21 protein-coding genes are annotated in these 25,631 nt (G+C 35.7%); 11 read left to right on the top strand and 10 right to left on the bottom strand.

The genetic code is table 11. The features are described from left to right. The first annotated feature begins 135 nt into the window (after positions 1-135). Both H9636_RS02990 and H9636_RS02985 read left to right on the top strand, forming a co-directional pair. Complete coding sequence (locus tag H9636_RS02990) at positions 136-516, top strand: VOC family protein (protein ID WP_191706158.1); 381 nt, start codon at positions 136-138, stop codon at positions 514-516. A 76-nt stretch (positions 517-592) separates the two neighbouring features. Then, positions 593-1,750, top strand: coding sequence for an AbrB family transcriptional regulator (locus H9636_RS02985; protein WP_318240985.1), 1,158 nt, complete (start codon positions 593-595; stop codon positions 1,748-1,750). 17 nt (positions 1,751-1,767) lie between these two features. On the opposite strand, the gene H9636_RS02980 is transcribed toward H9636_RS02985, so the two are convergent. After that, on the bottom strand, positions 1,768-2,154 hold the full coding sequence (locus H9636_RS02980) for a DoxX family membrane protein (protein WP_318240984.1): 387 nt from the start codon (positions 2,152-2,154) through the stop codon (positions 1,768-1,770). 210 nt (positions 2,155-2,364) lie between these two features. On the opposite strand from H9636_RS02980, the gene cyoE reads away from it, so the two are divergent. After that, positions 2,365-3,249, top strand: coding sequence for a heme o synthase (gene cyoE / locus H9636_RS02975; RefSeq protein ID WP_191706157.1), 885 nt, complete (start codon positions 2,365-2,367; stop codon positions 3,247-3,249). Between the two features lie 703 nt (positions 3,250-3,952). On the opposite strand, the gene H9636_RS19350 is transcribed toward cyoE, so the two are convergent. Together H9636_RS19350 and H9636_RS02965 are read right to left on the bottom strand one after the other, a co-directional pair. Next, complete coding sequence (locus H9636_RS19350; RefSeq protein ID WP_191706156.1) at positions 3,953-4,204, bottom strand: DUF3953 domain-containing protein; 252 nt, start codon at positions 4,202-4,204, stop codon at positions 3,953-3,955. A 221-nt stretch (positions 4,205-4,425) separates the two neighbouring features. Continuing rightward, positions 4,426-5,808, bottom strand: a complete 1,383-nt coding sequence (locus H9636_RS02965; protein ID WP_191706155.1) for a dipeptidase — start codon at positions 5,806-5,808, stop codon at positions 4,426-4,428. A gap of 272 nt (positions 5,809-6,080) precedes the next feature. On the opposite strand from H9636_RS02965, the gene H9636_RS02960 reads away from it, so the two are divergent. After that, complete coding sequence (locus H9636_RS02960; RefSeq protein WP_122970680.1) at positions 6,081-6,626, top strand: RNA polymerase sigma factor; 546 nt, start codon at positions 6,081-6,083, stop codon at positions 6,624-6,626. A 127-nt stretch (positions 6,627-6,753) separates the two neighbouring features. Here the strand turns inward: H9636_RS02960 and H9636_RS02955 are convergent, their stop codons facing one another. From H9636_RS02955 to H9636_RS02935, 5 genes are all read right to left on the bottom strand, one after another. Then, positions 6,754-7,212: a MarR family winged helix-turn-helix transcriptional regulator gene (locus tag H9636_RS02955; RefSeq protein ID WP_191706154.1), complete on the bottom strand. Its 459-nt coding sequence runs from the start codon at positions 7,210-7,212 to the stop codon at positions 6,754-6,756. An 80-nt stretch (positions 7,213-7,292) separates the two neighbouring features. Then, on the bottom strand, positions 7,293-7,697 hold the full coding sequence (gene spx / locus H9636_RS02950) for a transcriptional regulator Spx (protein WP_122970678.1): 405 nt from the start codon (positions 7,695-7,697) through the stop codon (positions 7,293-7,295). A 342-nt stretch (positions 7,698-8,039) separates the two neighbouring features. Further along, a complete protein-coding gene (locus H9636_RS02945; protein WP_191706153.1) occupies positions 8,040-9,602 on the bottom strand; it encodes an ABC-F family ATP-binding cassette domain-containing protein in 1,563 nt (520 codons plus the stop codon). Between the two features lie 64 nt (positions 9,603-9,666). Then, the gene (locus tag H9636_RS02940; protein ID WP_191706152.1) at positions 9,667-9,912 is read right to left on the bottom strand and encodes an SE1832 family protein; all 246 of its coding nucleotides are present in this window, start codon (positions 9,910-9,912) and stop codon (positions 9,667-9,669) included. A 113-nt stretch (positions 9,913-10,025) separates the two neighbouring features. Further along, positions 10,026-11,075 carry a PseG/SpsG family protein gene (locus H9636_RS02935; RefSeq protein WP_191706151.1) on the bottom strand — a complete coding sequence of 350 codons (1,050 nt, stop codon included), beginning with the start codon at positions 11,073-11,075 and terminating at the stop codon, positions 10,026-10,028. 125 nt (positions 11,076-11,200) lie between these two features. Here H9636_RS02935 and H9636_RS02930 point away from each other — a divergent pair, with 125 nt between their 5' ends. From H9636_RS02930 to H9636_RS02920, 3 genes are all read left to right on the top strand, one after another. Next, positions 11,201-12,034 (top strand): NAD(P)H-binding protein, encoded by an 834-nt coding sequence (locus H9636_RS02930; RefSeq protein ID WP_225230035.1) that lies wholly within the window; start codon positions 11,201-11,203, stop codon positions 12,032-12,034. A gap of 88 nt (positions 12,035-12,122) precedes the next feature. Beyond that, the gene (locus H9636_RS02925) at positions 12,123-13,961 is read left to right on the top strand and encodes a cation:proton antiporter (RefSeq protein WP_191706150.1); all 1,839 of its coding nucleotides are present in this window, start codon (positions 12,123-12,125) and stop codon (positions 13,959-13,961) included. Positions 13,962-14,051: 90 nt separating this feature from the next. Next, positions 14,052-14,606, top strand: a complete 555-nt coding sequence (locus H9636_RS02920; RefSeq protein WP_191706149.1) for an NADPH-dependent FMN reductase — start codon at positions 14,052-14,054, stop codon at positions 14,604-14,606. Positions 14,607-14,685: 79 nt separating this feature from the next. On the opposite strand, the gene H9636_RS02915 is transcribed toward H9636_RS02920, so the two are convergent. Then, positions 14,686-16,077, bottom strand: coding sequence for an MATE family efflux transporter (locus tag H9636_RS02915; RefSeq protein WP_191706148.1), 1,392 nt, complete (start codon positions 16,075-16,077; stop codon positions 14,686-14,688). A gap of 384 nt (positions 16,078-16,461) precedes the next feature. On the opposite strand from H9636_RS02915, the gene H9636_RS02910 reads away from it, so the two are divergent. From H9636_RS02910 to H9636_RS02900, 3 genes are all read left to right on the top strand, one after another. Next, entirely contained in the window at positions 16,462-17,916 is a 1,455-nt protein-coding gene (locus tag H9636_RS02910; RefSeq protein WP_191706147.1) for a protein adenylyltransferase SelO, read from the top strand. An 84-nt stretch (positions 17,917-18,000) separates the two neighbouring features. Beyond that, on the top strand, positions 18,001-18,267 hold the full coding sequence (locus H9636_RS02905; protein ID WP_191706146.1) for a DUF1292 domain-containing protein: 267 nt from the start codon (positions 18,001-18,003) through the stop codon (positions 18,265-18,267). Positions 18,268-18,730: 463 nt separating this feature from the next. Beyond that, positions 18,731-23,590 (top strand): 5'-nucleotidase C-terminal domain-containing protein, encoded by a 4,860-nt coding sequence (locus H9636_RS02900; RefSeq protein WP_191706145.1) that lies wholly within the window; start codon positions 18,731-18,733, stop codon positions 23,588-23,590. Between the two features lie 47 nt (positions 23,591-23,637). Here H9636_RS02900 and H9636_RS02895 read toward each other — a convergent pair whose 3' ends face one another. Then, positions 23,638-24,453, bottom strand: a complete 816-nt coding sequence (locus tag H9636_RS02895) for a ZIP family metal transporter (RefSeq protein WP_191706144.1) — start codon at positions 24,451-24,453, stop codon at positions 23,638-23,640. Between the two features lie 340 nt (positions 24,454-24,793). On the opposite strand from H9636_RS02895, the gene H9636_RS02890 reads away from it, so the two are divergent. Further along, positions 24,794-25,540, top strand: coding sequence for a GTP cyclohydrolase II (locus tag H9636_RS02890; RefSeq protein WP_191706143.1), 747 nt, complete (start codon positions 24,794-24,796; stop codon positions 25,538-25,540). The last annotated feature ends 91 nt before the right edge of the window (positions 25,541-25,631 follow it).

Here is a 25,631-nt window from a genome sequence, read left to right as displayed (position 1 = left end):
TTTTCTGTATTAAAAGTGTGAGAAATGCAACACAAATAAAGGAGTTTTACATACATAGGCAGAATTAGTACTTAGAATTATTAACGCTAATATAAATGGGATGGATTTCAAAATTTAAAAGAGTGGGTGGAGCATTTGATTAATGTATTAGGTCAAGTCATGTTATATGTGAATAATCAAGATGAAGCGGTGAAGTTTTGGACGGAAAAGTTAGGGTTTACTGTTATTGGGGAAGAAGATAGCGGCCAAGGAATGAGATGGATAGAAGTAGCTCCAAAAAATAGTGCTCAAACGAGTATCGTTTTACATGATAAACAATTCATTGCGAATATGGAGCCAGAATTAAATCTTGGAACACCTTCGTTAATGTTTTATTCCGATGATGTGGAGAAACTATATAGTGATTTAGCAAATAAAAACGTGACTCTAGGAGAAATGGTCAATTTACCTTCCGGGAAAATATTTAATTTTGCTGATGATGAAGGTAATTATTTTGCTGTTATGGAGAAAAAGTAATAATATATGAAAATTAGCCGCTACAATGGGAAAGCGGCTTTTTTATTTTGAGATAGATAATAGTGGAAGTTGAAAAGTGACTTTCACAACTATCGATTTATGGTACTCTAATACATATATTATCATTCTTTTGAAAGAAGGTTTCCCTTTGCATTTAAAATCGATTGGTTTAGTTTCAGTCATTAGCTTAGTAGGGGCACTAGTTTTTGATTTTTTACATTTCCCTGTTCCGTGGATGCTTGGTCCTTTATTTACAGTGTTAATTAGTCAATTTTTTATTAAATATGAACTCTACTGGCCAGTACATTTTCGTAATGTCGGATTAATTATCGTTGGGGTTTCCATCGGTCAAACTTTTCAATTTTCCGTATTTGCTGGCATGGGGTGGTTAATATTTTTCATGTTGCTTCTTAATGTAGTCCTCGTCATCATTAGTGTATTAATGGCATTTGGTGTACAGAAAATAGGGAATGTTCCATTGAAAACCGCTTTAACTTGTACGGTTCCTGGTGGTTTAGGACAAATTGTTTTGTTTGCTGAAGAGGAAAAGGATATTGATTTAGCTGTTGTTACTTATTTTCACGTCGTTCGTGTGATTAGTATTGTGTTGTTGATTCCCTTTGTCCTTTCAGGTCATGTCGTGCAAGCGGACGGAGGAGCAGGTTTCTCTGTTAATGAAATCATCCCGATTTTGTTATTGTTATTAGCTTCAGGAGCAACCGTTTGGTTTGGTAAGAAACTAAAAATACCAGTACCTTATTTTTTAACACCGATCCTGTTTATTATTGTTTTGTCGTTATTTTCTGTTGAAACGCCGGAACTACCAGGGTACTTATTACATATTGCTCAACTATTAATGGGAGCATATATCGGATTACTCCTAAAACCAAACATGATTAAACTAGGAAAAAGGGTTCTCTTATTAGGGGTGGGAAGTGCCTTGTTACTAATGATTGCTACTTTCGCACAAGGTCTTTTATTAATATATTTCCTACACTATTCGTTGCCGACTAGTTTCCTTAGTACAGCAGCAGGTGGACTGGATCAGATGAGTCTTCTTGCGACAGCAATTGGGGCAGATGTTATAACCGTAACGGTATTTCAAATGTTCCGTCTACTATTTGTCTTTTTATTCGTTTTACCTTTATTAAAAATGGCTTGTTCTTTTATTGATAAAAGGCAATTAAATAGAGGAATAAAATTAACACTGAACGAAAAAGGTGTTCCAAAATAATTTGGAACACCTTTGTTTTATATTGAAGACTTTTTTTCGAATAATTGAATGAAATTTCCTCTAAAGTAAATCAATAAATATACTTCAAAAATAATGAGAATAATAGCCAAGATAAGTAAAGAAGGATCAACAAAAACATGTAATAAAAAGATATTCACAATAATGGGTAACAAACTAGCAACCGCTAATGGAACATATCGATTTAGCAATAGGAAGACACCGCATAGAACTTCTATTGTTTTTTCTACTATTAATAAATAATCAAATTGAAAGAGAATCATTGCCTCATTGCTCGTGGGAAAAAGGGATTCCATGCCCCAAAATACAATAAAACCATTAACGCCAGCACTGAAGAAAATGACACCAAGTAAAATTCTTATAATGTGCATCACGTATCGATTCACTCAAATTCACCTCCTAGTTTAAATTATTCGATAAAGATTCTGAATAGTATGTGTAGGATGACAATGTACAAAAAACCTATTCGTTTAAAATAATCGTCAATGAATTTTCATAAAAAAAGGCTCAGCTCATTGTTGGAAGAAGTTTATTAGTGGTATGATAGTATATAGTGCTTCCGAAAGGTTGCTGAACAATGAGGGGAAAGAAAGACTATGAAAAATACTATTGATCTCTGGGCAAAGACAGTTAAGACAGGGATTATTAAATCAAATTTAATTCCCATGATTGCTGCACTTATGCTCGCTTTATATACGTACGACTTAAGCTTTATTGAACATATTCCACATATACTATTTGCCTTTGTAGGTTCTGCTTTTATTATCGGAGCATCAGGTATTTTTAATAATTTGTACGATCGTGATATTGATGCGATTATGCAAAGAACTAAATCAAGACCTACAGTAACAGGTGAACTAAGTGCTCGTACAGTATTAATCGTTGGCATCGTTTTACTTATCGTAGGATTAGTGATACTTTCTTTAACAACACTGCTAGCGGCATTTCTTGGTTTCCTAGGTGTGTTTTTCTATGTTGTCCCGTATACGATGTGGACAAAACGAAAAACGATTTGGAATACAGAAGTTGGTAGTATTTCAGGAGCGATGCCGCCTTTAATTGGTTGGGCAGCGGTTGCACCTGATATTTGGTATCCTGCAGCTTGGGCATTATTCATTATTATGGTGATTTGGCAAATGCCACATTTTTATGCCATTGCCATACGAAAAAAAGATGATTATGCCGCAGCAAATATACCAATGTTACCTGTGAAGACAAGTATGAGAAGAACTTATCTTCAAACAAATATTTATTTAATTATTTTAATGTTTACTAGTTTTTTATTTGTTCCACTAAGCTGGGGATTAACATTATGCTCCCTTATTTTAGGTGGAATTTGGTTGTGGATTAGTATTGTTGGCTACCGCCAAATGGATGAGAAAAAATGGGCAAATAAAATGTTTGCTTACTCTTTAATTTATATGATGTTACTATTTATAACGGTCATTATTTATTCAAGTGTTGGTATGATTCTACAATAAAGATGTTAAGGTGTCCTAATTGGGGCACCTTTTTATTTTGTGGATAAAGCCCCTAATAAATAACAAATGGTGGATATGTGGATAAAAAATAAAGGGAAGGGCATTTACACTAGAACCTTTAAGGAATGGAAAAAGGGAAGGGGGGTAACTAATAAAAAATTAGTATAAATTAATGGGGTAATGCTCTGTTCCATATCAATAATGTATAATAAATATAATTTTAAATTACATGAAAGCGCTTTATATAAAGGTTTTTAAATATATATATCTAAGGATTTCAATAAAAAAGTGTTAAAAAAATACTTGTTATATAACAAAATATTTCGGAATTGTGAACGAGTTTGTGATAAAAATGTGACATGTGAATAGGTGGTATACCATGGTGGAGTAGATGGATGTTATGATTAAAACATCATAAGAAGAGAAACGTAAATTGCTTCTTATGAAAAATCGCTCTTTAGTAAAAGTGGTAAGTTAAGCTCATTTGAACCTTGTAAAAGCTTGTTCGACAAGATATATAACCTCCCCTATGTTTATATATATAACGCTTTTTAAAAGGTCAGCCAAAAGCACCGTGCTTCCAGTAGCGCGGTGCTTTTTTTCTATAAGTCCATCTGTCAAAGTTATCCCCAAATCTAAAATTCTATTAAAATACATGATTAAACCGATGAATTATTCTTCATCGGTAAATAGGTATAGTTTATTAGAAGGCCGTAAATGAAAATAAAGCAAATAGTAAGGAGATTGCTGCTAAACAGAAATAGAAAATACTTGGGTTTTTACTTTGTCTCTTCATTTCGTATATCCCCATTGCCAAAAAGAGAGGCCCCATTAACACAAATGCCCAAGGTAATAGGTGAGGACTTCCTACAGTAAAAGTGTAAATGGCAATTAAAATAAGTAATAGACCTGCAACAGGCTGCATTAGTAAAACAAAACTCCATTTATTTTCCACTCGAATCACTCCTGTTTTAAAAGTTAACAAGTAGCTAGCTAAATTTTTTTGTTAATATATTATATAAATTCAATTCTACAAATATTTAGAAAATTCCTTTTTGTTACATAAATGAAATATTTTTATATTTATTTTAATATGAAGTGTTTTATTGTAAGGCATAAAAAAGGACCTAAAAGTTCGTAAAGAACCTTTAGGTCAATATAGGAAATTGTCTTTTGCTATGATTGTAAGTTAGATACTTCATATAAATAGTCGCCTAATACACGAAGCCCTTTATCGAAGTTTTCTAAATGGAAATGTTCGTTTGGTGCATGGAAGTTTTCGCTATTTAAACCGAACCCCATTAACACAACTGGTAATGCAAGAATTTCATCAAAAGCTGCAACGATTGGAATCGATCCTCCACCACGAGTAAATGCGGTAGGAACGTTATAAACACGCTCATATGAACGCCCAGCTGCCTGGATTAACGGGTGATCAAATGGTGTAAGGTAAGGAGCTCCTTTATCAAATTCAGAAACCGTTACATCTACACCTTTTGGTTTATGTTTTTCAATGTGTGCCTTTAAAAGAGCGACAATCTCATTCGGATCTTGATCTGGAACTAAACGACAAGTAATTTTGGCGCCAGCTTCTGCGGGAAGAACCGTTTTAATGCCTTCACCGGAAAAACCACCAAATACGCCGTTAATTTCTAACGTTGGTCGAGCCCAAGTTTGCTCTAAGTAAGTAAAACCTTCTTCTCCAAATAATTCTTTTACACCAATTTCTTCTTTTAATGCTTCTTCATCAAAATTTAAATCTTGGTAAGCTTGACGTTCTTCTTCAGTTAGAGGAAGCACTTTATCATAGAAACCTTCCACCTGAATTGTGCCGTGTTCATCACGGAAGGAAGCTAAAATTTCAGTTAATGCATGAATGGCATTTTGTACACCGCCACCGTAAAGACCAGAATGAAGATCGCCTTTAGCTCCACGTACGTCGATTTGAACTCCTGTAAGTCCACGTAGCCCATAACAAACGGCTGGTTTCCCAGGAGCGTATAATCCAGTGTCAGAAATTAAAATTAAGTCTGCAGAAAGCTTCTCTTTATTTGCTTCTACATAAGCGGGTAAATTAGGGCTACCGATTTCTTCTTCCCCTTCATAGATGAATTTCACGTTTACAGGAAGGGTTCCTTCAGTTGCAAATAATGCTTCAATCATTTTTAAGTGCATAAATACTTGACCTTTATCATCTGATGCACCACGAGCAAATAATTTATTATCGCGAATTACTGGATTGAAAGGTTCTGATTCCCAAAGGTGAAGAGGATCCACAGGTTGTACATCATAATGACCATAGAATAAAATCGTTGGTTTTCCTTCCGCATGAAGCCATTCTCCATATACAACTGGATGTCCTTCTGTTTGATCAATGGATACATTTTCAATGTTCAACTGTTGTAGTTTGTCTGCTAACCATTGGGCAGCTGTTTGCATGTCTTGTTTATGTTCTGATAGGGAACTGATACTTGGAATACGAAGAAATTCAAATAATTCTTCTAAATGTTTTTCACGGTTTTCGGAGAAATAAGCATCTAATGTTTGTAAATGACTCATGATTAATCCCTCATTTCAAATTTTTCAGATAGTAGAAATAGTATACCACATAGAAGAGACAGGTACTGTTGGATGACTTTAAAAAAGGGAAATTATTCTTGGAGTCATACTCTTTTTAGTAGACGCAATATAAACCGAATTTACGAAAGTTACAAGGAAAGACTTTTAATCTTACACGAATGTAATGAAATTGAAAGCAAATCCGATAGAGTGTAATACATTTATTTGGGAAAATGTATATAGAAGGTAGTTAGAAATTGGAGGAAGAAAGAATGAATAACTGTTTAACAGGAATTTATGAAGAATATAATCGCTACATATATCACTTATGTTTAAAATTAACACGCAATATTGCTGAAGCCGAAGATTTAATGCAAGAAGTTTGGGTCAAAGTTGTTCGTAATGAAGAACAAGTAGAGAAGGTTGACCACGTAAAAGCTTGGCTTACTACTATTACTATGAATACATTCCGCGACCGCTATCGTAAAAATGTAAGAAGAAGTAAATATATGATGAGTCAACCTGAAACATTAGACGTACCGATTTTAGATTTGGTTCCCAATAATGAAATTTCTACGGAAGATCAAGTGGAAAAAGAAGTCGTAACAAAAATTGTACAAGAAAAAATGCAGCAATTAGACGGTATTTATCAAAGAACTTTATGGTATTTTTATGTGGACCAATATTCATTGGCTGAAATTTCGACATTAATGAAAGTTTCCATCGGCACTGTAAAATCACGTTTATTCCGAGCAAAAGCTAGACTAAAGGAAATTTTACTAGCAGATGCATCTTTACAAGATGTGGTCATGGCTTAATATCAAATAAAAGAGACTCTCCATCTCGATTGGGAGAGTCTCTTTTTATATGAACATTTTCATATGTAAAAACGCAAGGTGCATTCATACACCTTGCGTTTTTGAATTTATAGTTAGTAACGTTAAATTATTCTTCATCTTTTAATTTATTAAGCCCATTGCTATTTACTAGACACTTTTCGAAGATGTTATGTAGCGTTTGAATTTCGTCATTTGTAAGCATGCCGAACATTGAATTCACCATTGCTGTCACCTGAGCTTGTGACTCTTCTAAAACTTTTTTTCCTTCTGGTGTAATAACGATCTGAGAAGCGCGGCGATCCGCACTACTTTGGGTTTTTTCAATGAGTCCCGCTTTAATCAATTTCGTGGTTAAAACGGTTACGCCACCAGTCGTCACTTTTAAGCGCTCAGCAATAGCAGAAGGGCGTTTTGGACCCTCTTTAGCTAATAAATCTAACAGTAAAATATGAGATTTTGAAAATCCTAATATATTTTGATGGTTCCATTCATTTGCCCATTTTCGCTCCAATGAAGACACTACTTCAAAAAGAGAGGAAAGTGATTCATATCTCTGGTTATCCATTATGTTCAGCTCCACTTAAGTCTTATTTCGCATGCCTCAAAACGAATCCAATACGAAATTATATATCGCTAGACTATTGACTAACCTTGTGTTGCCAGTCTTTGCATGGCACTTAATTCATAAGCACGTACTTTGCGTGGGATGAAACGGCGAATGTCCATTTCATTATAGCCAACTTGAATACGTTTTTCATCAAGTAAAATAGGGCTACGTAACATACGTGGATGTTGTTGAATTAAGTTGTATAGGTCTTGAATAGATAATTGGTCGATATCAATATTTAAATTTTTGAAATCATTGGAGTTCGTAGCAATAATTTCATCTGTTCCATCTTCAGTCATTCTTAAAATATTTTTAAATTCTGCTAATGTTAAAGGTTGTGAAGTAATACGTTTTTCATTATAAGAAATATTATTTTCTTTTAACCATTTAATGGCTTTTCGTGAAGAGGAACAGCTAGATTGTGTGTAAATTGTAACTGCCATAAAATCTCCTCGCCTTCTTTTGTTTGTAATAGCTTACAAATAAGATATTTTTAATTATATTTATATCTTATCAGTAAGATAATTATAAGTCAATAGCTTTTCCATATTTTATAAGTGGGCATCTTACATATAAATATATAACCGTTTTCCTATAAATATATACGTCTTAAGAAAAGAAAAGTTTCAATTCTTTACAAGTTAATTTGATAATGGAGCGTAAGAAATGATTGAAAGGATGTTGGATCGATAAAAAAGAGCGGAATAGAATTTTCATAATGTTTAAAAGGAGGTAATAAAAAACGGTTTGAACTCCTAAGGAATCCAAACCGATTATTTTGAATATTATAAGTCTGTTTTACCAGTTGTGAACCAATCTTGGACATTCCAAACTTTTGTTGCTAAACCTTCGTAAAACTCAGGTTCATGGGAAACTAAAACAATCGTACCTTTGTATTCTTTCATAGCACGTTTTAATTCTTTTTTAGCGTCTACATCTAAGTGGTTTGTCGGTTCGTCAAAGATTAGCCAGTTCGATTCTTCCATCATCAGTTTACATAAACGAACCTTTGCTTGTTCGCCCCCTGATAATGAATTTAATGGACGGGAAATATGTTCATTTTTCAAACCTGCTCGGGCTAGGGCAGCACGGATTTGATGTTGGTCCATACTTGGGAAGGCGTTCCATACATCATCAATAGGTGTTATTTTATCTGCCTTTACTTCTTGTTCGAAATAAGAAGGGAGGAGGAAATCCCCTCGAGCTACTTTTCCACCTAAAGCATTAATTTTACCGAGCATTGTTTTCAATAAGGTAGATTTCCCAACACCATTCATCCCGATTAAAGCGATCTTTTCGCCACGTTCAATTGTAAACGTGAGGGGAGGAAGTAATGGTTTATCGTAACCGATTAATAAATTTTCTGCTTCTACTACGAAGCGGCTAGAAGCGCGTGATTCTTTAAAACTAAACTCGGGTTTAACAGCCGTTTCTGGGCGATCAATTCGTTCTAAACGATCAAGTTGTTTAGCGCGTGATTTAGCACGACCTGTTGTAGAATATCTTGCTTTGTTTTTTGCAATAAACTCTTCTTGTTTTTTAATAAATTCCTGTTGTTTCTCGTAGGCATCAATATGTTGGCGCTTGTTAATTTCCGCCAGCTCTAAAAATTTCTCGTATGTTGCCGTATAACGAGTAAGCTTAGAAAATTCCAAATGGAAAATGACATCTACTACACCGTTCATAAATTCCGTATCATGGGAGATTAATAGGAACGCATGGGGATAATCTTTCAAATAGTTTGAAAGCCATGTAATATGTTCTTCATCTAAGTAGTTCGTAGGCTCATCGAGTAGCAAGACTTTCGGTTTTTCAAGTAATAATTTAGCCAGCAACACTTTTGTACGTTGGCCACCTGAAAGGGCAGCAACGTCTCGATCTAATCCAATTGCATCTAAACCAAGACCGCGCGCAACTTCTTCGATTTTAATGTCCAATGTATAAAAATCTCCCGCATCGAGGGCATCTTGTACTTCTGCCATTTGCTCTAATAATGTTTCTAACTCCTCGGGAGAAGCATCCGCCATTTTATTGGCAATTTCATTTAATTCCGCTTCTTTTTTATAAAGAGGGAGGAAGGCATCTCGTAAAACTTCCCGCATAGAACGGCCGGCTGTTAAAACTGTATGCTGATCTAAATAGCCATAATGTGTTCCTGGTAGCCATTCTACTCGACCTGTATCGTGAATCGTTTGCCCAGTAATAATCCCCATTAATGTAGACTTTCCGACTCCGTTTGCTCCGACTAATCCGATATGATCCCCTTCAACGAGGCGGAATGAAACATCTTTAAAAAGGGTGCGATCACCAAAGGAATGTCCTAAATTTTCAACTGTTAATATTGCCATAATATGTTCCTCCGATAATGTATTTCAAAGTTTTTTAGTTTAAGGATACAAAAAAACTCGCGGGTTAAGACAACACCGCGAGCTGTTTATTCAGTTCTGCTAGTTGTTTTTCCATGTTTGATAGGCGCTCTTCTGCTTTTCGAACAGACTCTTCATGGCCTGTACTTTCAAGCTTTTCGATATCACCTTGAAGATTTATATAATCCATTTTTAATTCTGCGATTTTTTGTTGAAGTTCTGATTTAGTTAACATGAAAGTAGCTCCTTCAATATAATTTCGTACAAAATAAACGTACAAACATTGTACCATAAGAAGGGCGCTCTTTTCATTAATAATCGATGTCGGGCCACATGTTAAAATTAAGTAGTTATAGTTGCAGGAAAGAACTTAAAATGGGGACGTCCTATTTACTCTAGGCTAGTCTATAAAGAAACCATATTATGACGTTCATATGCAAAATCTAATAACAATGACTTAATGACTTCATTGTTATCCGAGATTTCCAATTCAAATTGTTTTCGTACTGCCCGTTCACGTCTTGCTTCATGTAATAATAGCTCCATCACCGCATTTTGGATGTTGGATTGTTTCATCTTACGTCCTAATCCGAGATGAATAAATCCGTTATGTTCTCTTGGAAAAGCATTGTTTAATTCCCGTTCGTTTTGAGCAGCTGTAATACAAGGAATACCGACTGTTGCGACTTTATAAGGTGTATAATTCGCGTTGCAAATGACAATATCAGCTTCATGGAGCAGTTTTTCTAAAGCTTGGTCATCCTTAAAAATTTTCGTGTTCCGGCGACTAAGCACCATCATTTGCAAATCTTCTACAGAATGACGATATTCCCGATCAATGGCGACGGTAATTTTTAATGGAATCTGTAGCTGAGTTAAATGACGTAATGTTCGATAAGTTAAATTATTTTCATCACCATCTTCATAGGCAACGACAATATGTGGTGGATTCGAAAGTTCATTCGAAACACGTTCCTTTGCAATTACTTTAAGGGAATCCTTTACGGCAAAAGCAAAGCTCCCAGACAGAATGTTTTGTGCTGTATTTTCCCTTACTTCCTCAAAAAGGGCAACGATATTGCAATCTGCTAATTCAGCACCATCGCCAAAATCATCAAAATGGACAATCGTTTTGCAGAAAGGTCTAAGTTGTTCAATATGTTCAACTAATGTATCTTTCCCATCTTGAACAATTAAATCTGGTTCAAGATTACGAATCTGTGTTTTTAACTCTGTATAATGGTCGTATAAAATAGGAGAAAGTTGTAAATCCGTAAAAATTTCAATTGCCTCATGCCCGTCTTGTTTTAAAAATACATAGACACTTTCTTCATCTTTTAATAGTTTTGCTAATGTAGCTGCACGCTCAAGGGGATAATACCCTTTAATCGAACTATGCTCCACTATAAAAGCAATTTTCTTTTTTATCGAAGTGACACTTAGTTCATTTTTCATAAAATCCCATCCTTTCCCAACTATTAATTAAATTATGGTGAAAAATTAGAAAGTATGTGTGAAAATTAACACTATAAAATAGGAGAAACTTAGATTAACAATTTTATGCTGAATAGAAGAAAAACATGAAAGGTTGTGGCGTGAAAGTGGAAATGCGTTCAGCCATCGTTGTAGGAGGGACAGGATTAGTTGGAAATGCCCTCGTAAAACTACTTTGTGACAGTGAAGAATATGTATCGGTAACAGTGTTATCTAGAAGGAAATTGGATTTCGAACATCCGAAACTAACCGTAAAAGTTCGTTCTTTTGACCAATTGGAAGAAGAGGATATTGATTTTGCCCATGAAGTTTTTTGTTGTTTGGGAACAACGATGAAAAAAGCGAAGACGAGAGAACAATTTGAAAAAGTGGATGTGGAGTACCCATTGCACATTGCCTCTTTAGCGAAAAAATGTGGCATTATGCACTTCATTATGATTTCTGCAATGGGTGCCAGTGAAAAATCAGCTTTTTATTATAATAAAGTGAAGGGGAAGGTAGAGCGAGAATTAATAGCTTTAGATTTGCCCCAATTATCGATTATACGACCTTCTTTGTTAGTTGGAGATCGTAAGGAATTTCGTTTAGGGGAGAAAATGGGTGAATGGATTTTAAAAGGGTTAAATCCGTTATTTATTGGATCATTGAAAAAATATCGTCCGATTGAAGCAGATCAACTTGCTCTAGCAATGAAAGTCATCGCTCTTTTTGGAAAAAAATCACCGGTAACAATCTACGAGTCCCATCAACTTGCTATGATGAAAATGCCTGAAGTAAAAGAAGAGAAAGTGATTCCGAGGGAACAATTATTTAATTGGGATAAATTTAAAGAGCAAGAAGCGATACCAATTGATGAAGAAGTTGTATTTAATCGGGAAAAGTTAAGGGAAATCAAGACGAAAAATGAACTTAATAAATAGCTTTATGAAATGGAATGAAAGAACGTCCTCCGTAAATACTAATGGAGGACTTTTTTGTTTTTCGATATTGGATGAAAGGGATGTTACAATGCTCGACAATCTACTTATTCAAATCGTTGTAATTGTAGGACTAGGAATTTTGTCACAATGGGTAGCTTGGCGATTTAAACTCCCTGCCATCGTTATTATGTCATTAGTCGGATTGCTAGTTGGTCCGATATTCGGGTTATTTAATCCGCAAGAAAGCTTTGGGGAAGTGTTTAATCCGATTATTGCGCTTGCTGTTGCCGTTGTTTTATTTGAAGGTAGCTTAGGCTTAGATCTTCGAGAAATTAAGGGATTTCGCCAATCGATTTTTCGTATATCCACTTTAGGCGCTTTCATCGCATGGATAATTGGTTCTTTAGCTGCTCATTTTATAGCAGGACTATCAATAGATGTTGCCTTTGTAATGGGCGGGCTTTTTATCGTTACAGGTCCAACAATGATATTGCCGTTACTCCGTCAAGCTAAGCTAAAAGAAAGGCCAGCCACCATTTTAAAATGGGAAGCTATTATTGTTGACCCGTTCGGTGCTTTAGTCGCCTTATTTGCCCTCGAAGCCGTATTATATTTGAATGGCATGATTTCGGAGGCGTCCCTTTTATTATTTTTTGGTGCTTCAATCTTTTCGGCTATTATAGGAGCTGGAATAGGGTTTATATTAGGCCGTTTACTTGAACATGGTTTTATACCCGAGTTTTTAAAATCGCCGGTCGTCTTAGTTAGTGTACTGATGGTATTTGTACTATCTGAAGAAATCATACACGAAACCGGGATACTTGCTGTGACCGCAATGGGAATTGTCATGGCCAATATGCATTTAACATCATTAAGAGAATTGCTGCACTTTAAAGAAAATGTTTCTGTCCTTCTCATTTCTACGTTATTTATCATGTTAACTTCTTCATTATCAATCCATACGTTACTCGATATTTTAAACTGGCGTATGCTTTTGTTTGTAGTAGCAATGTTGTTTATTGTCCGACCGTTATCCGTTTGGCTATCAACCATTGGGGTAGGTTTAACGAAACAGGAACGCTTGTTAATTGGTTGGATTGCACCAAGAGGAATCGTCGCCTTAACTGTATCTGGCTTTTTTGCTAGTGTCTTAACGGAATCGGGATTTGAAGATGCGGATATTATTACTGCTTTAACGTTAGCGTTAGTATTTGCTACCGTATTAGCGCACGGTTTATCGATTAGCTGGCTTGCGAAGAAATTGAACTTACAATGTACAGACGAGATGGGCGTAACGATTGTTGGAGGTAGTCCTTTTACTGCTGTATTAGGTGAAGCGTTACAAAGTTTCCAAAAGCCTGTTCTCATTATCGATCGTTCATGGAGTGCCTTATCTGAAGCTCGTCAATTAGGGATAAAAACAGAGGTAGGGGATATCTTAAGTGAATATACGGAGTTTCATGTAGACTTAACTCCTTACGAAATATTAGTAGCCGCCACGGAAGAGGATGCGTATAATGCCCTTATATGTCAACGTTTCGTTCCTGAATTAGGTCGAGAACATATATTTCAAACATCTATCCCTACGGACGATTCAAGTGATTACAGTGAAACAATTGTTGGAAAAACGTTATTTGACGGGGATTACGATATTTACACGTTAAATCGCCTTATTCATGAAGGATACTTAATTCGAAAAACACAAATAACGGATCAATATACATTTGAACGCTTTCTTGAAGGCGATGGTCATAAAACGATCCCATTATTCGCGGTAGATAAAGATAACCATTTAATATTTTTTACGAAGGGGATGAAGCGTTCATTTGACGTTGGAACAACAATCGTCAGTCTTACATCTCCTACCCGAATGATGGAGAAAGCGATGGAAAAGGCGAGTCAAACAGAAATTACGACAAAAGACTGAAATTTAATGAATCTAATCTTGTTCCCTACTCGTGCTTTATCGCATCTGTTACAATAACGGATGGAAATAAAAAGGTGGAGGATACACAACATGAAAATTTTACTCGTTGATGGCACTGTATTCGGTACTAAAACAGGTGCGATATTGCGTCAAGTTGAACAATATATAAAAGAATATAATAGCGGCTTAGAGCTTGAAATATTATATTTCGCTGATTTAAAACATCAAATTTTAGATGGTAGCCCTTTAAATGAAGATATGCAAATGATGATTCGAAAGTTTGAAGAAGCGGATGGGTATATTATTTCAACACCAATTTACCAAGCGTCTATTCCGGGAGTATTAAAAAATGCGTTTGATATGATTGACCCGAAAGCAATGCGTTATAAACCAGTTTCAATGGTAGCAAATGGTGGTACATATCAGCACCATTTAGTAGTTGAGAATCAACTTAGACCAATATTAGATTACTTCCGTTGTCTAGTGACACCGAACTATGTTTATACCCATTCATCCCATTTTGATGAAAATAATCAAATTATTGATGCGACGATTCAAGACCGTCTTCGTGAACTAGCTCGCGTGTTCGTTGAATATTGTAAGCTAAGTGAAACGTTACCCAAACAACCGGTGGATAAAAATTAGATTTCAAAGACTTCCTAAATGGAAGTCTTTTTTATTTAAAATAGAGTGCTTTAGGAAGCACTCTTAAAGGAAATACATGTTAAGGAGTAACGGGATTTTCAGCAGGTTCAATTTCTTTATCTGGAGAAACTAACGCGTACTGTTCCCATTTTCGACTTTTCCATCTAAATAAGACGATAATAGCACGAGTCCACTCATCAGCCGCAATGGCTAACCAAACGCCGACTAACCCTAAATCGAAAACAAACACTAATAAATAACCTAAAGGTAAGCTCATACATATCATCGATAAGAATCCGATTTTAACAGGGAAACGAGCATCCCCAGAAGCACGTAACGAGTTAATAATTGTAATGTTAATCGTTCTACCAGTTTCCAGTAATAAACTTAAAACTAAAACAGATGCGCCAAATTTGATGACCTCTGGGTTATCGGAAAATAGGCTAACCAGTTGTACACGGAAAGTGGTCACGATCGCTGCAATAATTACAGTAAAAATTAATGCTGCCTTCACACTTGCCCATACTTGCTTATAGGCAGAGTCCTTATCTCCTGAACCAACAAAACGACCAACGATGATGGAAGTACCCATCCCAATTGCAATAGCGAAAAGATAAGTAAACATCGATATGTTATTCGCGTATTGTCGTGCTGCAAGAGCTTCTGCACCAAGGTAGGTCACATAATATAAGAACACAATTTGACAAACTTGATACATAATTTGTTCAAAGGCACTTGGTAATCCGATGTATAAAATTTTCTGTACATATTCTTTAGATAAGGAAAAATAATATTCCATCTTTATCTTTACTTCTAATGCTCGATATAGTAGCCAGAAGAAAATGAAGACGGCAATTAATCGACTCACAACCGATGAAATGGCAGCACCTTGTACACCTAGTTCAGGAGCACCAAAGTTACCGAAAATTAACATATAGTTTCCTACAACGTGGATAATATTCATTCCTAATGAAACGAACATTGTTTGTTTTGTCCAACCGTGTACACGAATGATGGCTGCTAAAGAATTAATAACTGCTTGAAGGAATATACCTCCACCGACGATGATTAAATAGCCTTGTGCATGTTCTAGAACGGCATCTTGTAAATTCATCATAACCATTAAATGGTTGGAAGAGAATATAAATAGGACAGACATTAATAAACCAAGACATAAATTTAATGTGACTGCTAAAGCGGAAATTTTTGCTGCCTCAAAATAACGGCGAGAACCGAGATATTGGGAAACAACGATGGCAGCCCCATTCCCAACGACTTCTAAAATTAAAATAGCAATGTGTATATATTGATTAGCTGTACCGACTCCTGAAACTGCATCATCTGATACCGCACTCAGCATAAACGTATCGGCAAGCCCCATTAACATAAATAAAAAAACCTCTAAAAAAATGGGCCAAGTTAAATGAAATAAATTTAACTTTTTTGGAGGTGTTTGAAGTGTTTCGTTCATGTTTTTCCTCTTTCTAACTTATTTGATTAGGATATATTACCACAGAATGTTCTTTCGTTGAGTAAAAAATTTATTCATATTCCGGATTGTAATCAAAAAAGCGTTTACAAAGAGATTACTTTAAAAAAATCCATACAGTTTTTGAAATTATCATAGATCAAACAGATATGGATAATAATAAAGTTGTAAAAAGAACACGAGTCCCTGGGAATAAGCTTTTTATTTAAAAGATTTTTTCCACCAGTATGTGAGTTTATGTGATGTTATCCAGGATAGTGTATAATGATGGAACTTGTGCACCAAAGGTAAATTTGGTTTTCTTAGTAGGTTTTGTAAAGAGGATGAGAAAACGCAAAAATATTAAGTAAAAGAAAAGGGGATTATATGGGAATAGGATGGAACTTCGACAATAGTTATGCGAGACTTTCCGATTCTTTTTATGCGAGTTTAAAGTTACATCCGGTAAGTAATCCGAAGTTAGTCGTGTTGAACAAACAACTTGCAGAAGAACTTGGATTAGATAGTGCGAAACTTCAAAGTGATGAAGGAGTGCAGATTCTTGCAGGAAATGTAGCCCCGGAAGGTTCTTTTCCTATGGCACAGGCTTATGCTGGACATCAATTTGGTTATTTTACGATGCTAGGGGATGGACGGGCTACTCTTTATGGGGAGCAAATTACGCCAAAGGAAGAACGATTTGATATTCAACTAAAAGGTTCTGGACGGACTCCTTTTTCCCGAGGAGGAGATGGACGTGCTGCCCTTGGTCCTATGCTTAGGGAATATATTATTAGTGAGGCGATGCATGGGTTAGGCATTCCGACAACTAGAAGCTTAGCTGTTGTTGAAACAGGAGAAAAAATTATTAGAGAAACGGAATTACCAGGTGCTATTTTAACACGTGTAGCATCGAGTCATATTCGTGTCGGAACTTTTCAATTTATCGCCAATTGGGGTAGTTATGAAGACTTGCAAGTGTTAGCTAATTATACAATTGTTCGCCATTACCCGGATATTCCAAACAGTGATCATCGATTTTTATATTTACTTCAAGAAGTCATTAAAAAACAAGCAGAATTAATTTCCAAATGGCAACTTGTTGGCTTTATTCATGGTGTTATGAATACAGATAATATGACCATTAGTGGAGAAACGATTGATTACGGTCCGTGTGCCTTTATGGATACGTATGATCCTGATACGGTTTTTAGTTCCATTGATACAAAAGGACGTTATGCGTATGGAAATCAACCGAAAATAGGGGGATGGAACTTGGCAAGATTTGCTGAAGCGCTTGTTCCATTACTCCATGACGATGAGGATGAGGCGGTTCAAATAGCCCAAAATGAAATATCAAAATATCCGCTCCTTTTTGAAAAAAACTGGCTTGGCGGAATGCGGGAAAAATTAGGGTTATTTAATGAAGAAGAGCAAGATAAAGAGTTGATCAATGAATTACTTGATATAATGAAGAAATATCGTGCTGATTATACAAATACGTTCCGAGCGTTAACGGTCAATAAGTTGGAAATGACATCTCTTCACGATAAAGAAGATTTTAATCAATGGCAAAAAAAGTGGCAAGAGCGTCGTTCAAGACAACAACAAACGATAGAAGATTCAATGCAACTTATGAAAGAACGTAATCCATCGGTTATTCCTCGCAACCATCGTGTAGAAGCAGCGTTGGATGCAGCAGTTAATAATGGAGATTATCGTGTGATGGAACGTTTATTAAAGGTACTGGCTAATCCCTTTGATGATTCATCAGAGCATCAAGAATATAGTCAATTGCCTGAACCTTCAAATTTACCGTATCGAACTTTTTGTGGGACTTAATTGCTTTTTCTATAGTATGAATTTGCCCCTAATTGGCAATAAAAGAATATGTTTAACAGACTTTCTTAAAAGGAGAATGGACTTATGGATGAATTAAAAGTAGGAGAAATTTTTACAATTACAGACGAAAATGATGAGGAATTAGAAGTTGAAGTTCTAGCAGCTATAAATATCGAAGGAACTGAATATGTTGCAGTTGGGTTCGTGGAGGACTTACAAGAAGAGACAGAAGAAGATATTGATGTATTCTTCTTAAAAGTTGATGAAGATGGAGATTTTAGTGCAATTGAAAGTGATGAGGAATTCGATAAAGTTTCTTCTGCTTTTGATGAAATAATGGAAGAAGAGTAATGGATGTTATGAAGATGCCCCTACAATTGTTAGGGGCATTTTTATGTTTACGGCTAAGAATATAATTTTGGGAAATGACAAGTCTCTAGCAAACATAGTTGGTTAATCGTGAACCATACTAATGGTACAGAACTGTCTTTACGTCCGTATGTAGACTGTTTTTAGTTGGAATTACCTATATATACAATTGGATGTTCGTTTTTAATGAAATGGGAATAGAAATTTATTATAGAAGTCAAAAAAATCTGATAAATAATAACCTGTATTCGTTAAATTTACGTGGAAAGGATTTTTTTTATAATTATTTACGATTATTTTACAAATAATCTATTTCTTTCGAATTATTTTTCGAATAATGTAGGTAATATAAAGTCTTCATCTATTCGTTTTATATCTTTACAATTACTAATTTACTACATGAATTACCAATAGCATTATTAATCAAAAAATGGAGGGAAAATGAATGCATTTTTCTAAAAAAAGTAGAGATCGTTTTTTTAAAGCAACATTAGCTACGACGCTTGTTGCCTCGACAATTGGCGCAGTATCCCCAAATGTGTTGGCAGCGGAATCGGAAGGGAAAAGTAGTCAGTCTGAAAAAGTAGCTCAATATCAACATCCAGTGAAACAAAGTGTGGATAAAAAAGAGAATGATAATGGGAACGGAAAAGGGAAAGACAAGGACAAAGACAAAGATAAGGGAAAAGGAAAAAAAGATTTTGAATTAACGATTATGCATACGAATGATTCCCATGCCCATTTAGACAATGTTCCAAAGTTAGTTACTGCTGTTGAAACAGTAAGAGAAGAAAACAAAAATACCCTTCTTTTAAATGCAGGAGATGTATTTAGCGGTACACTATATTTCAATGAATTTCAAGGACAAGCTGATTTAACATTTTTAAATTTAATGGGTTATGATGCAATGACATTTGGTAATCATGAGTTTGATTTAGGTTCTTCACCAGAAGGTCACCAAGCATTAGCAGATTTTATCGAAGGGGCGAACTTCCCATTCGTTAGTGCGAATGTTGATTTCTCACAAGATAGTAAATTTAACGGTTTATTTTCCGATTTAGTTTCAAGCAAACCGAAAGACGGAAAAATTTATCAAGGGATTGTAAAGAAAATTAAAGGTGAAAAGGTCGGAATTTTTGGTTTAACAACAGAAGAAACAGCAGCCATTTCAAGTCCTGGAAGTATCGCATTCGAAAACTATATTAAAGAAGCAGAAAAAGCAGTTAAAGCTTTTGAGAAAATGGGTGTGGATAAAATTGTTGCCTTAACCCATATCGGATATGACGATAATGCAGAAATCGATAATGATTTAGTATTAGCAAGTGCTGTCGAAGGGATTGACGTAATCGTAGGTGGACATAGTCATACACAATTAGATGAACCTACTTTAGTTGTTGAAGATTTAGATGGCGAAGAAAAGGAACCGACAGTAATTGTACAAGCTTATCAATATAGTGAATATCTAGGCGAGTTAAACCTTACGTTTGATAAAAAAGGTGTTATTACAGAATATGGTGGTCAACTGTTGGAAGTAGATTCCTTTGAAGAAGACCAAGAAGCGAAAGAGCTTTTAGCCCCTTATTCAGATAGAATTGCAGAAATTAAAAATGAAGAAATTGGTGTCACATTGGATGCACCCCTTACAAATCCTCGTGTATCAGATAGTGGAAATACGGAGGGGATAAGCGTAAGAAATAGTGAAACAATTCTTGGTAATTTAATTACAAACGGTATGCTTGAAAAAGCAAAACAGTATAACGAAAATGTTGTATTAGCATTCCAAAATGGAGGAGGAATTCGTTCAGCTATTGATGCTGGTCCAGTTACGGTTGGCGAAGTAATTACCGTTCTACCTTTTGGAAATACACTAGCGACAATGACAGTTACAGGCGCTGAATTAAAAGCGGCTTTTGAAATTAGTTTTAAGGAATATCCAGCTGAAAATGGCGGATTTTTACATGTAGCAGGTGGGAAAGTTGAGTTCGATTCAACAAAGCCTGTAGGAGAACGGGTAGTTGCCGTTTATTACAAAGATGGACAAGGTAACTTTGTAGAAATTCAAGACGACGAATCGTATACAGTTGCAACAAATGCTTTCACAGCTAAAGGTGGAGATGGCTATGATGTATTTGCAACAGCATATGCTGAAGGGCGTGTAACAGATTTAGGTTTATCTGATTGGGAAAACTTCCGTGATTATTTAGTAAGTGTAGAAAGTATTCCAACATCTATTGAAGGAAGGCTGGTAGATGTATCAAAGGGGGTTTCTAGGGGAGATTTAATGATCTCCCAATATATTGAAGGAAGTAGTTACAATAAAGCGATTGAATTATATAATGCATCTAGCTCTGTTATCGATCTTTCCGAGTATTCATTAGAGCTTTATACGAATGGTGTCGCTGAGAGCGTTAAATCGATGGAGTTACATGGCACTTTAGAAGCTGGAGAAGCGCTTGTTTTATATCATGGGCAAGCAGCAGATGAGATTAAATCAGTGGGTCAAATCGAAAATTCGACGGTTATTAATTTTAATGGAAATGACCCTTTAGTTTTAAAAAAAAATGATGAAATCGTAGATTCCATTGGACAAATTGGATCAAGTAGTGATTTTGCGAAAGATGTAACACTTGTTAGGAATGCGGATGTAACGACTGGTGATATCAACCCGAATGATGCTTTTACATTTGAGACGGAATGGACGAACTTAGGGAAAGACTCTTTTGAAAATCTTGGTCAACATCCGTATATTGATGAGCCAGAAGAGGGCGTAACCATTACTATTGCTGAAGCTCGTCAACAAGGGTCTGGAGAGGCGCAAGTACAAGGAATTGTAACAGCTAAACTAAAAAATACAATTCATATTCAAGATGAGACAGCCGCTATTGCTGTATATGGTTTAGCCGATTCAGTAGAAGTTGGTGATGAAGTTGTATTATCAGGGGAACTGGCTGACTATAGAGGACTATTACAACTTCAAAGTCCTTCGTTAGTAGAAAGAGTCTCTACAGGTAAAGGATTGTCTCCAATTGAAATAACAGGTGCGGAAATTAATGAAGAAAATGAATCAAAGTTAGCTACTGTAAAACAAATCACAATTACAGCTAATAATGGTTCCGGAAACTATGCAGCAAAAGATGCTGAAGGAACTACGTTTGTCGTACGAGATGAAAATGGAACCCTGGGATTGGTAGTTGGGGAAACCTATGATTCTCTTACTGGAATTATTCAACAGTTTAATAGCACATATCAAATTATACCGCGCGGTTTAGCGGATGTGATTGTGGATGCAACAAAAGTACAAGGAATCACACCTTCTATTAGTTCCACTGTAATCCCTGTAGGAACTGCAATTGAACTTTCTACTTTAACAGAGGGTGCAACAATTCACTATACATTGGATGGTTCAGAACCAACAAAGGACAGTGCTGTATACTCAGAACCAATCATCATTAATGAACCGACAACAATTAAAGCGATTGCCGTAAAAGAAGGCTTAAAAGATAGTGATGTTTTTAGTATCTCTTATGAAGTATACGATGAGTCTCCAACGATTAGTCAAATACAAGGAGCTTCCCATACATCTTCCTTTGATGGCAGTGTTGTAGAGGGTGTACAAGGGGTAATTACTTCCTTATTTGAGTTAGATGGTAGCCAATACTTCTATATGCAATCTGCAAAAGGAACAGAAGATAATGATGCCAGTACATCAGAAGGTATTGTTGTCTATGCAGGTAATGCATCTTCTTCTTATTCTTTTAAAGTAGGCGATTTAGTAAATGTTACTGGTACTGTAGATGAATACCGTTTGGATGGCTATGATGATGCAGATACTGATTTACCGGTAACTGAAATTAATGCAAAAAATGGTTCTGTGGTAGTTGTAGAAAGTAATGTGGAATTACCAGATCCGGTTGTCATTACACCGTCGATGATTCCTTCAGAATCGATAGATGATGATGAATTAACTTCCTTTGACCCAACGAGTGATGCGATTGATTTCTGGGAAAGCCTTGAGGGAATGCGTGTTCAAATAGGAGAAGGTACAGAAAGTAATTTGCGAGTCGTGTCCCCAGAAGAATATGGTGAAATAATAGCTGTATTTGACTCAGTTGAAGCTACTACAATTAATGGAGGGCTTCTATTAGGGGAAACGGATACAAACCCTGAACGAATTCAATTGAAGTTATTTAACGGTGAAAAGGAATTAACAAATGGTGGCGATATTAATACAGGCGACCGAATTAATGGACCTGTAACGGGTATTGTAAACTATGGTTATTCCAATTATAAAGTCTATGTAGAGAATTCAGATATTCAAAGTAAAATAGTCGATGGTGGGAAGGTACCAGATACAACCTCTATTACAAAATCTGATGGAAAATTAACAATCGCATCTTATAATTTAGAAAACTTCTCGGCTAAATCTGATTCAGCAAAAGTGAAGAAGATTGCTGTAGCGATTGCGGATAAATTAAATGCACCGGATATTGTTGGGGTTACTGAGATGCAAGATAATGACGGTCAAACGGCATCTGGAAGTTCAGCAGCAGATCAAAGTTATCAAACATTGATTAATGCAATCGTTGCTGAAGGTGGCCCTCAATATGAGTATGTCAATATCGATCCAGAGTATAATCAAGATGGCGGAGCGCCTGGTGGAAATATTCGTGTTGGTTTCCTTTACAATCCTGAAAGAGTGTCATTGACGGAGGCAGAATCAGTTGGTACTGCAACAGTTGGAACAGAATATGTGGATGGTGCTTTGACATTAAATCCGGGGCGAATTAATCCTACAAATAAAGCATTTTCTAATAGTAGAAAACCTTTAGCTGCACAGTTTACATTTAATGATGAACAAGTAATTGTCATTGCTAATCATTGGAACTCGAAGTCAGGTGACTCACCATTATTCGGTTCAATCCAACCGCCAGTATTAGGCAGTGAACAACAACGAATTCAAATTGCGTCAATCATACGAAACTTTGTTGAATCGATTCAATCACAAAATCCTGAAGCCAATATTGTTGCATTGGGAGACTTTAATGATTTTCAATGGACGCCTGCTCTTCAAACGTTAGAGGGAGACAATGAATCGATGGTAAATATGATTCATTCACTAGATGAAGCAGATCGATATACGTATACGTACCAAGGAAATTCTCAAGCTCTTGATCACATTTTTGTATCTAGTAATCTAGTTGAGAAATCAGTTCTTGATATTCTACATGTAAATTCAGACTTTACAGAAGAATCAGGTCGTGCAAGTGATCATGACCCAGTATTAACTCAAATCGATTTTCAATAAAGAAAAGGAGATGCTTTCTAAGCATCTCCTTTTTCTATTCTTTTATTTTACCCTAATGCCACATCTAAAATCATCATAATGGTAAATCCAATCATTGAAGACATCACGGCGAGGTCTTTATTTCCTTCTTCTTGGGAGCTTGGGATAACTTCCTCTACAACAACAAAAATCATAGCACCTGCAGCAAAGGCAAGAGCAAATGGTAATAATGGTTCGATGGAAGCAACAGCGAGAAATCCGACAAGGGCAGAAAGTGGTTCTACCATACCCGAAAATTGACCAAATAGAAAACTCTTCTCTTTTGATAACCCATCTCGTAAAAGAGGCATTGAAACAGCAGCACCTTCTGGTATGTTTTGAATCCCAATTCCGATTGCTAGAGCAAGGGCACTAGCAACAGATGCGGATGGAGACCCAATGGCTGCAGCGCCGAAAGAAACACCGATAGCTAATCCTTCCGGGATATTATGCAATGTAATAGCAAGTACTAACAAAGTGCTTCTTTTTCTTCGTATTGGTTGTATTCCTTCAGCTGTTTCAATCGCTGCATTCGGATGAAGATGGGGCAACAGTTTATCGATAGCGAATAGAAATCCTCCGCCGAGTAAAAACCCAATTGCTACAGTGAACCATGATGGGAAACGTCCCCCCTCTGCCATTTCGAGTGCAGGGGATAATAAAGACCAAAAGCTTGCGGCAATCATAACACCACCAGCAAAGCCTAACATACTATCTAAAAATTTTTGATTAAAGTTTTTAGTCGTAAAAACGAATGCAGCCCCTAATGCTGTCATTCCCCAAGTAAATAACGTCGCAAGTAATACTTGGTATATTGGTTTTAGTGTTAAGATAAAGTCTATCATTGAAACACCCCCTATGTATGGTTACCAAATTCTTCTTATAGGCAATTTTAAGCTTATAAAATGTGGAAATCAATGTCTGATTAAATAAACACTCTTAACCTAAAGTTTAGATCCAGTAGTAGTTTATGTTTTAAACTTATAAGTAGAAGAATGAATTTATTTAAAAGTTAATCATTCATGTATTTTTTATGATGTCCGTTAATAAAGTGATATAAAAGAAACTATACATTTCGCCTCCATAATAGAATTTTAAATTTGTAAATAAGTTGAAAAGGAACGTTCCATTGTTTCAAACATAAAAACATTGGTAAGTTACAAACTATTTATAGGAGGCGATTCGATGAAATTAGATCAACAAGTTATTTCAATTTTAAAGGATAAAATTAAACTTATTCAAACGGGAAAGAATGCTATTTATTTAGTCGGTCCGATAAAATTGCCTGTGAACTTATATGATGAAACGGTTACTTTCCAATGGTATTGTTGGTTAAATTGTGATGAAGTATATCAAGATATTGAAAAAATAGTTGAAAAACTATCTTCAATTAACTTAGCTGAAATGCAACAATCCAGTGTACTCGTTTATGGAAACTTTAATGACGGGGATGATGCAATAATTAGAATGCATTCTATCTGTCATACAGGAGATATTTTTGGTAGTAAAAGGTGTGATTGTGGGTACCAATTGAAACAATCAATGAAAATCATTGTGGAACATGGTACAGGTGCATTATTTTATTTGGCAAATCACGAAGGAAGAGGGATTGGACTATTTAGTAAAGCAATGGCTTATCTGCTACAAGAAAATGGTTACGATACGGTAGATGCTAACTATGCATTAGGATTTGTCAATGATTCTGGAAATTATGACGATGCGATTCACGTGTTACAAACCCTTCGCTCTAAGCCTGTCACATTGATTACAAACAATCCGAAAAAATTAGAGGCTTTGAAACAATCAGGTTTACCGGTTAATGCTAGAAAACCTTTATGGGGAGACGTTTCTGAATACAATAAAAATTATTTGCAAACGAAAATTGCCCGCTCAGGTCATTTGAATGAAGAAGGGACATGCTGTAACGATTAAACAGTTTTTTAACAATTTTTAAAGTTGGTGATAATTTGGAGCTGGGTAAAGTCGATGTGACCTAAATTAAAAAAGTAACCTTTACTGATAT

It is taken from the genome of Ureibacillus galli, assembly GCF_014836845.1.
GTDB classification, from domain to species: Bacteria; Bacillota; Bacilli; order Bacillales_A; family Planococcaceae; genus Ureibacillus; species Ureibacillus galli.
The sequence above is the reverse complement of the archived record's forward strand: the minus strand, read 5'-3'. Positions and strand labels throughout refer to the sequence as shown.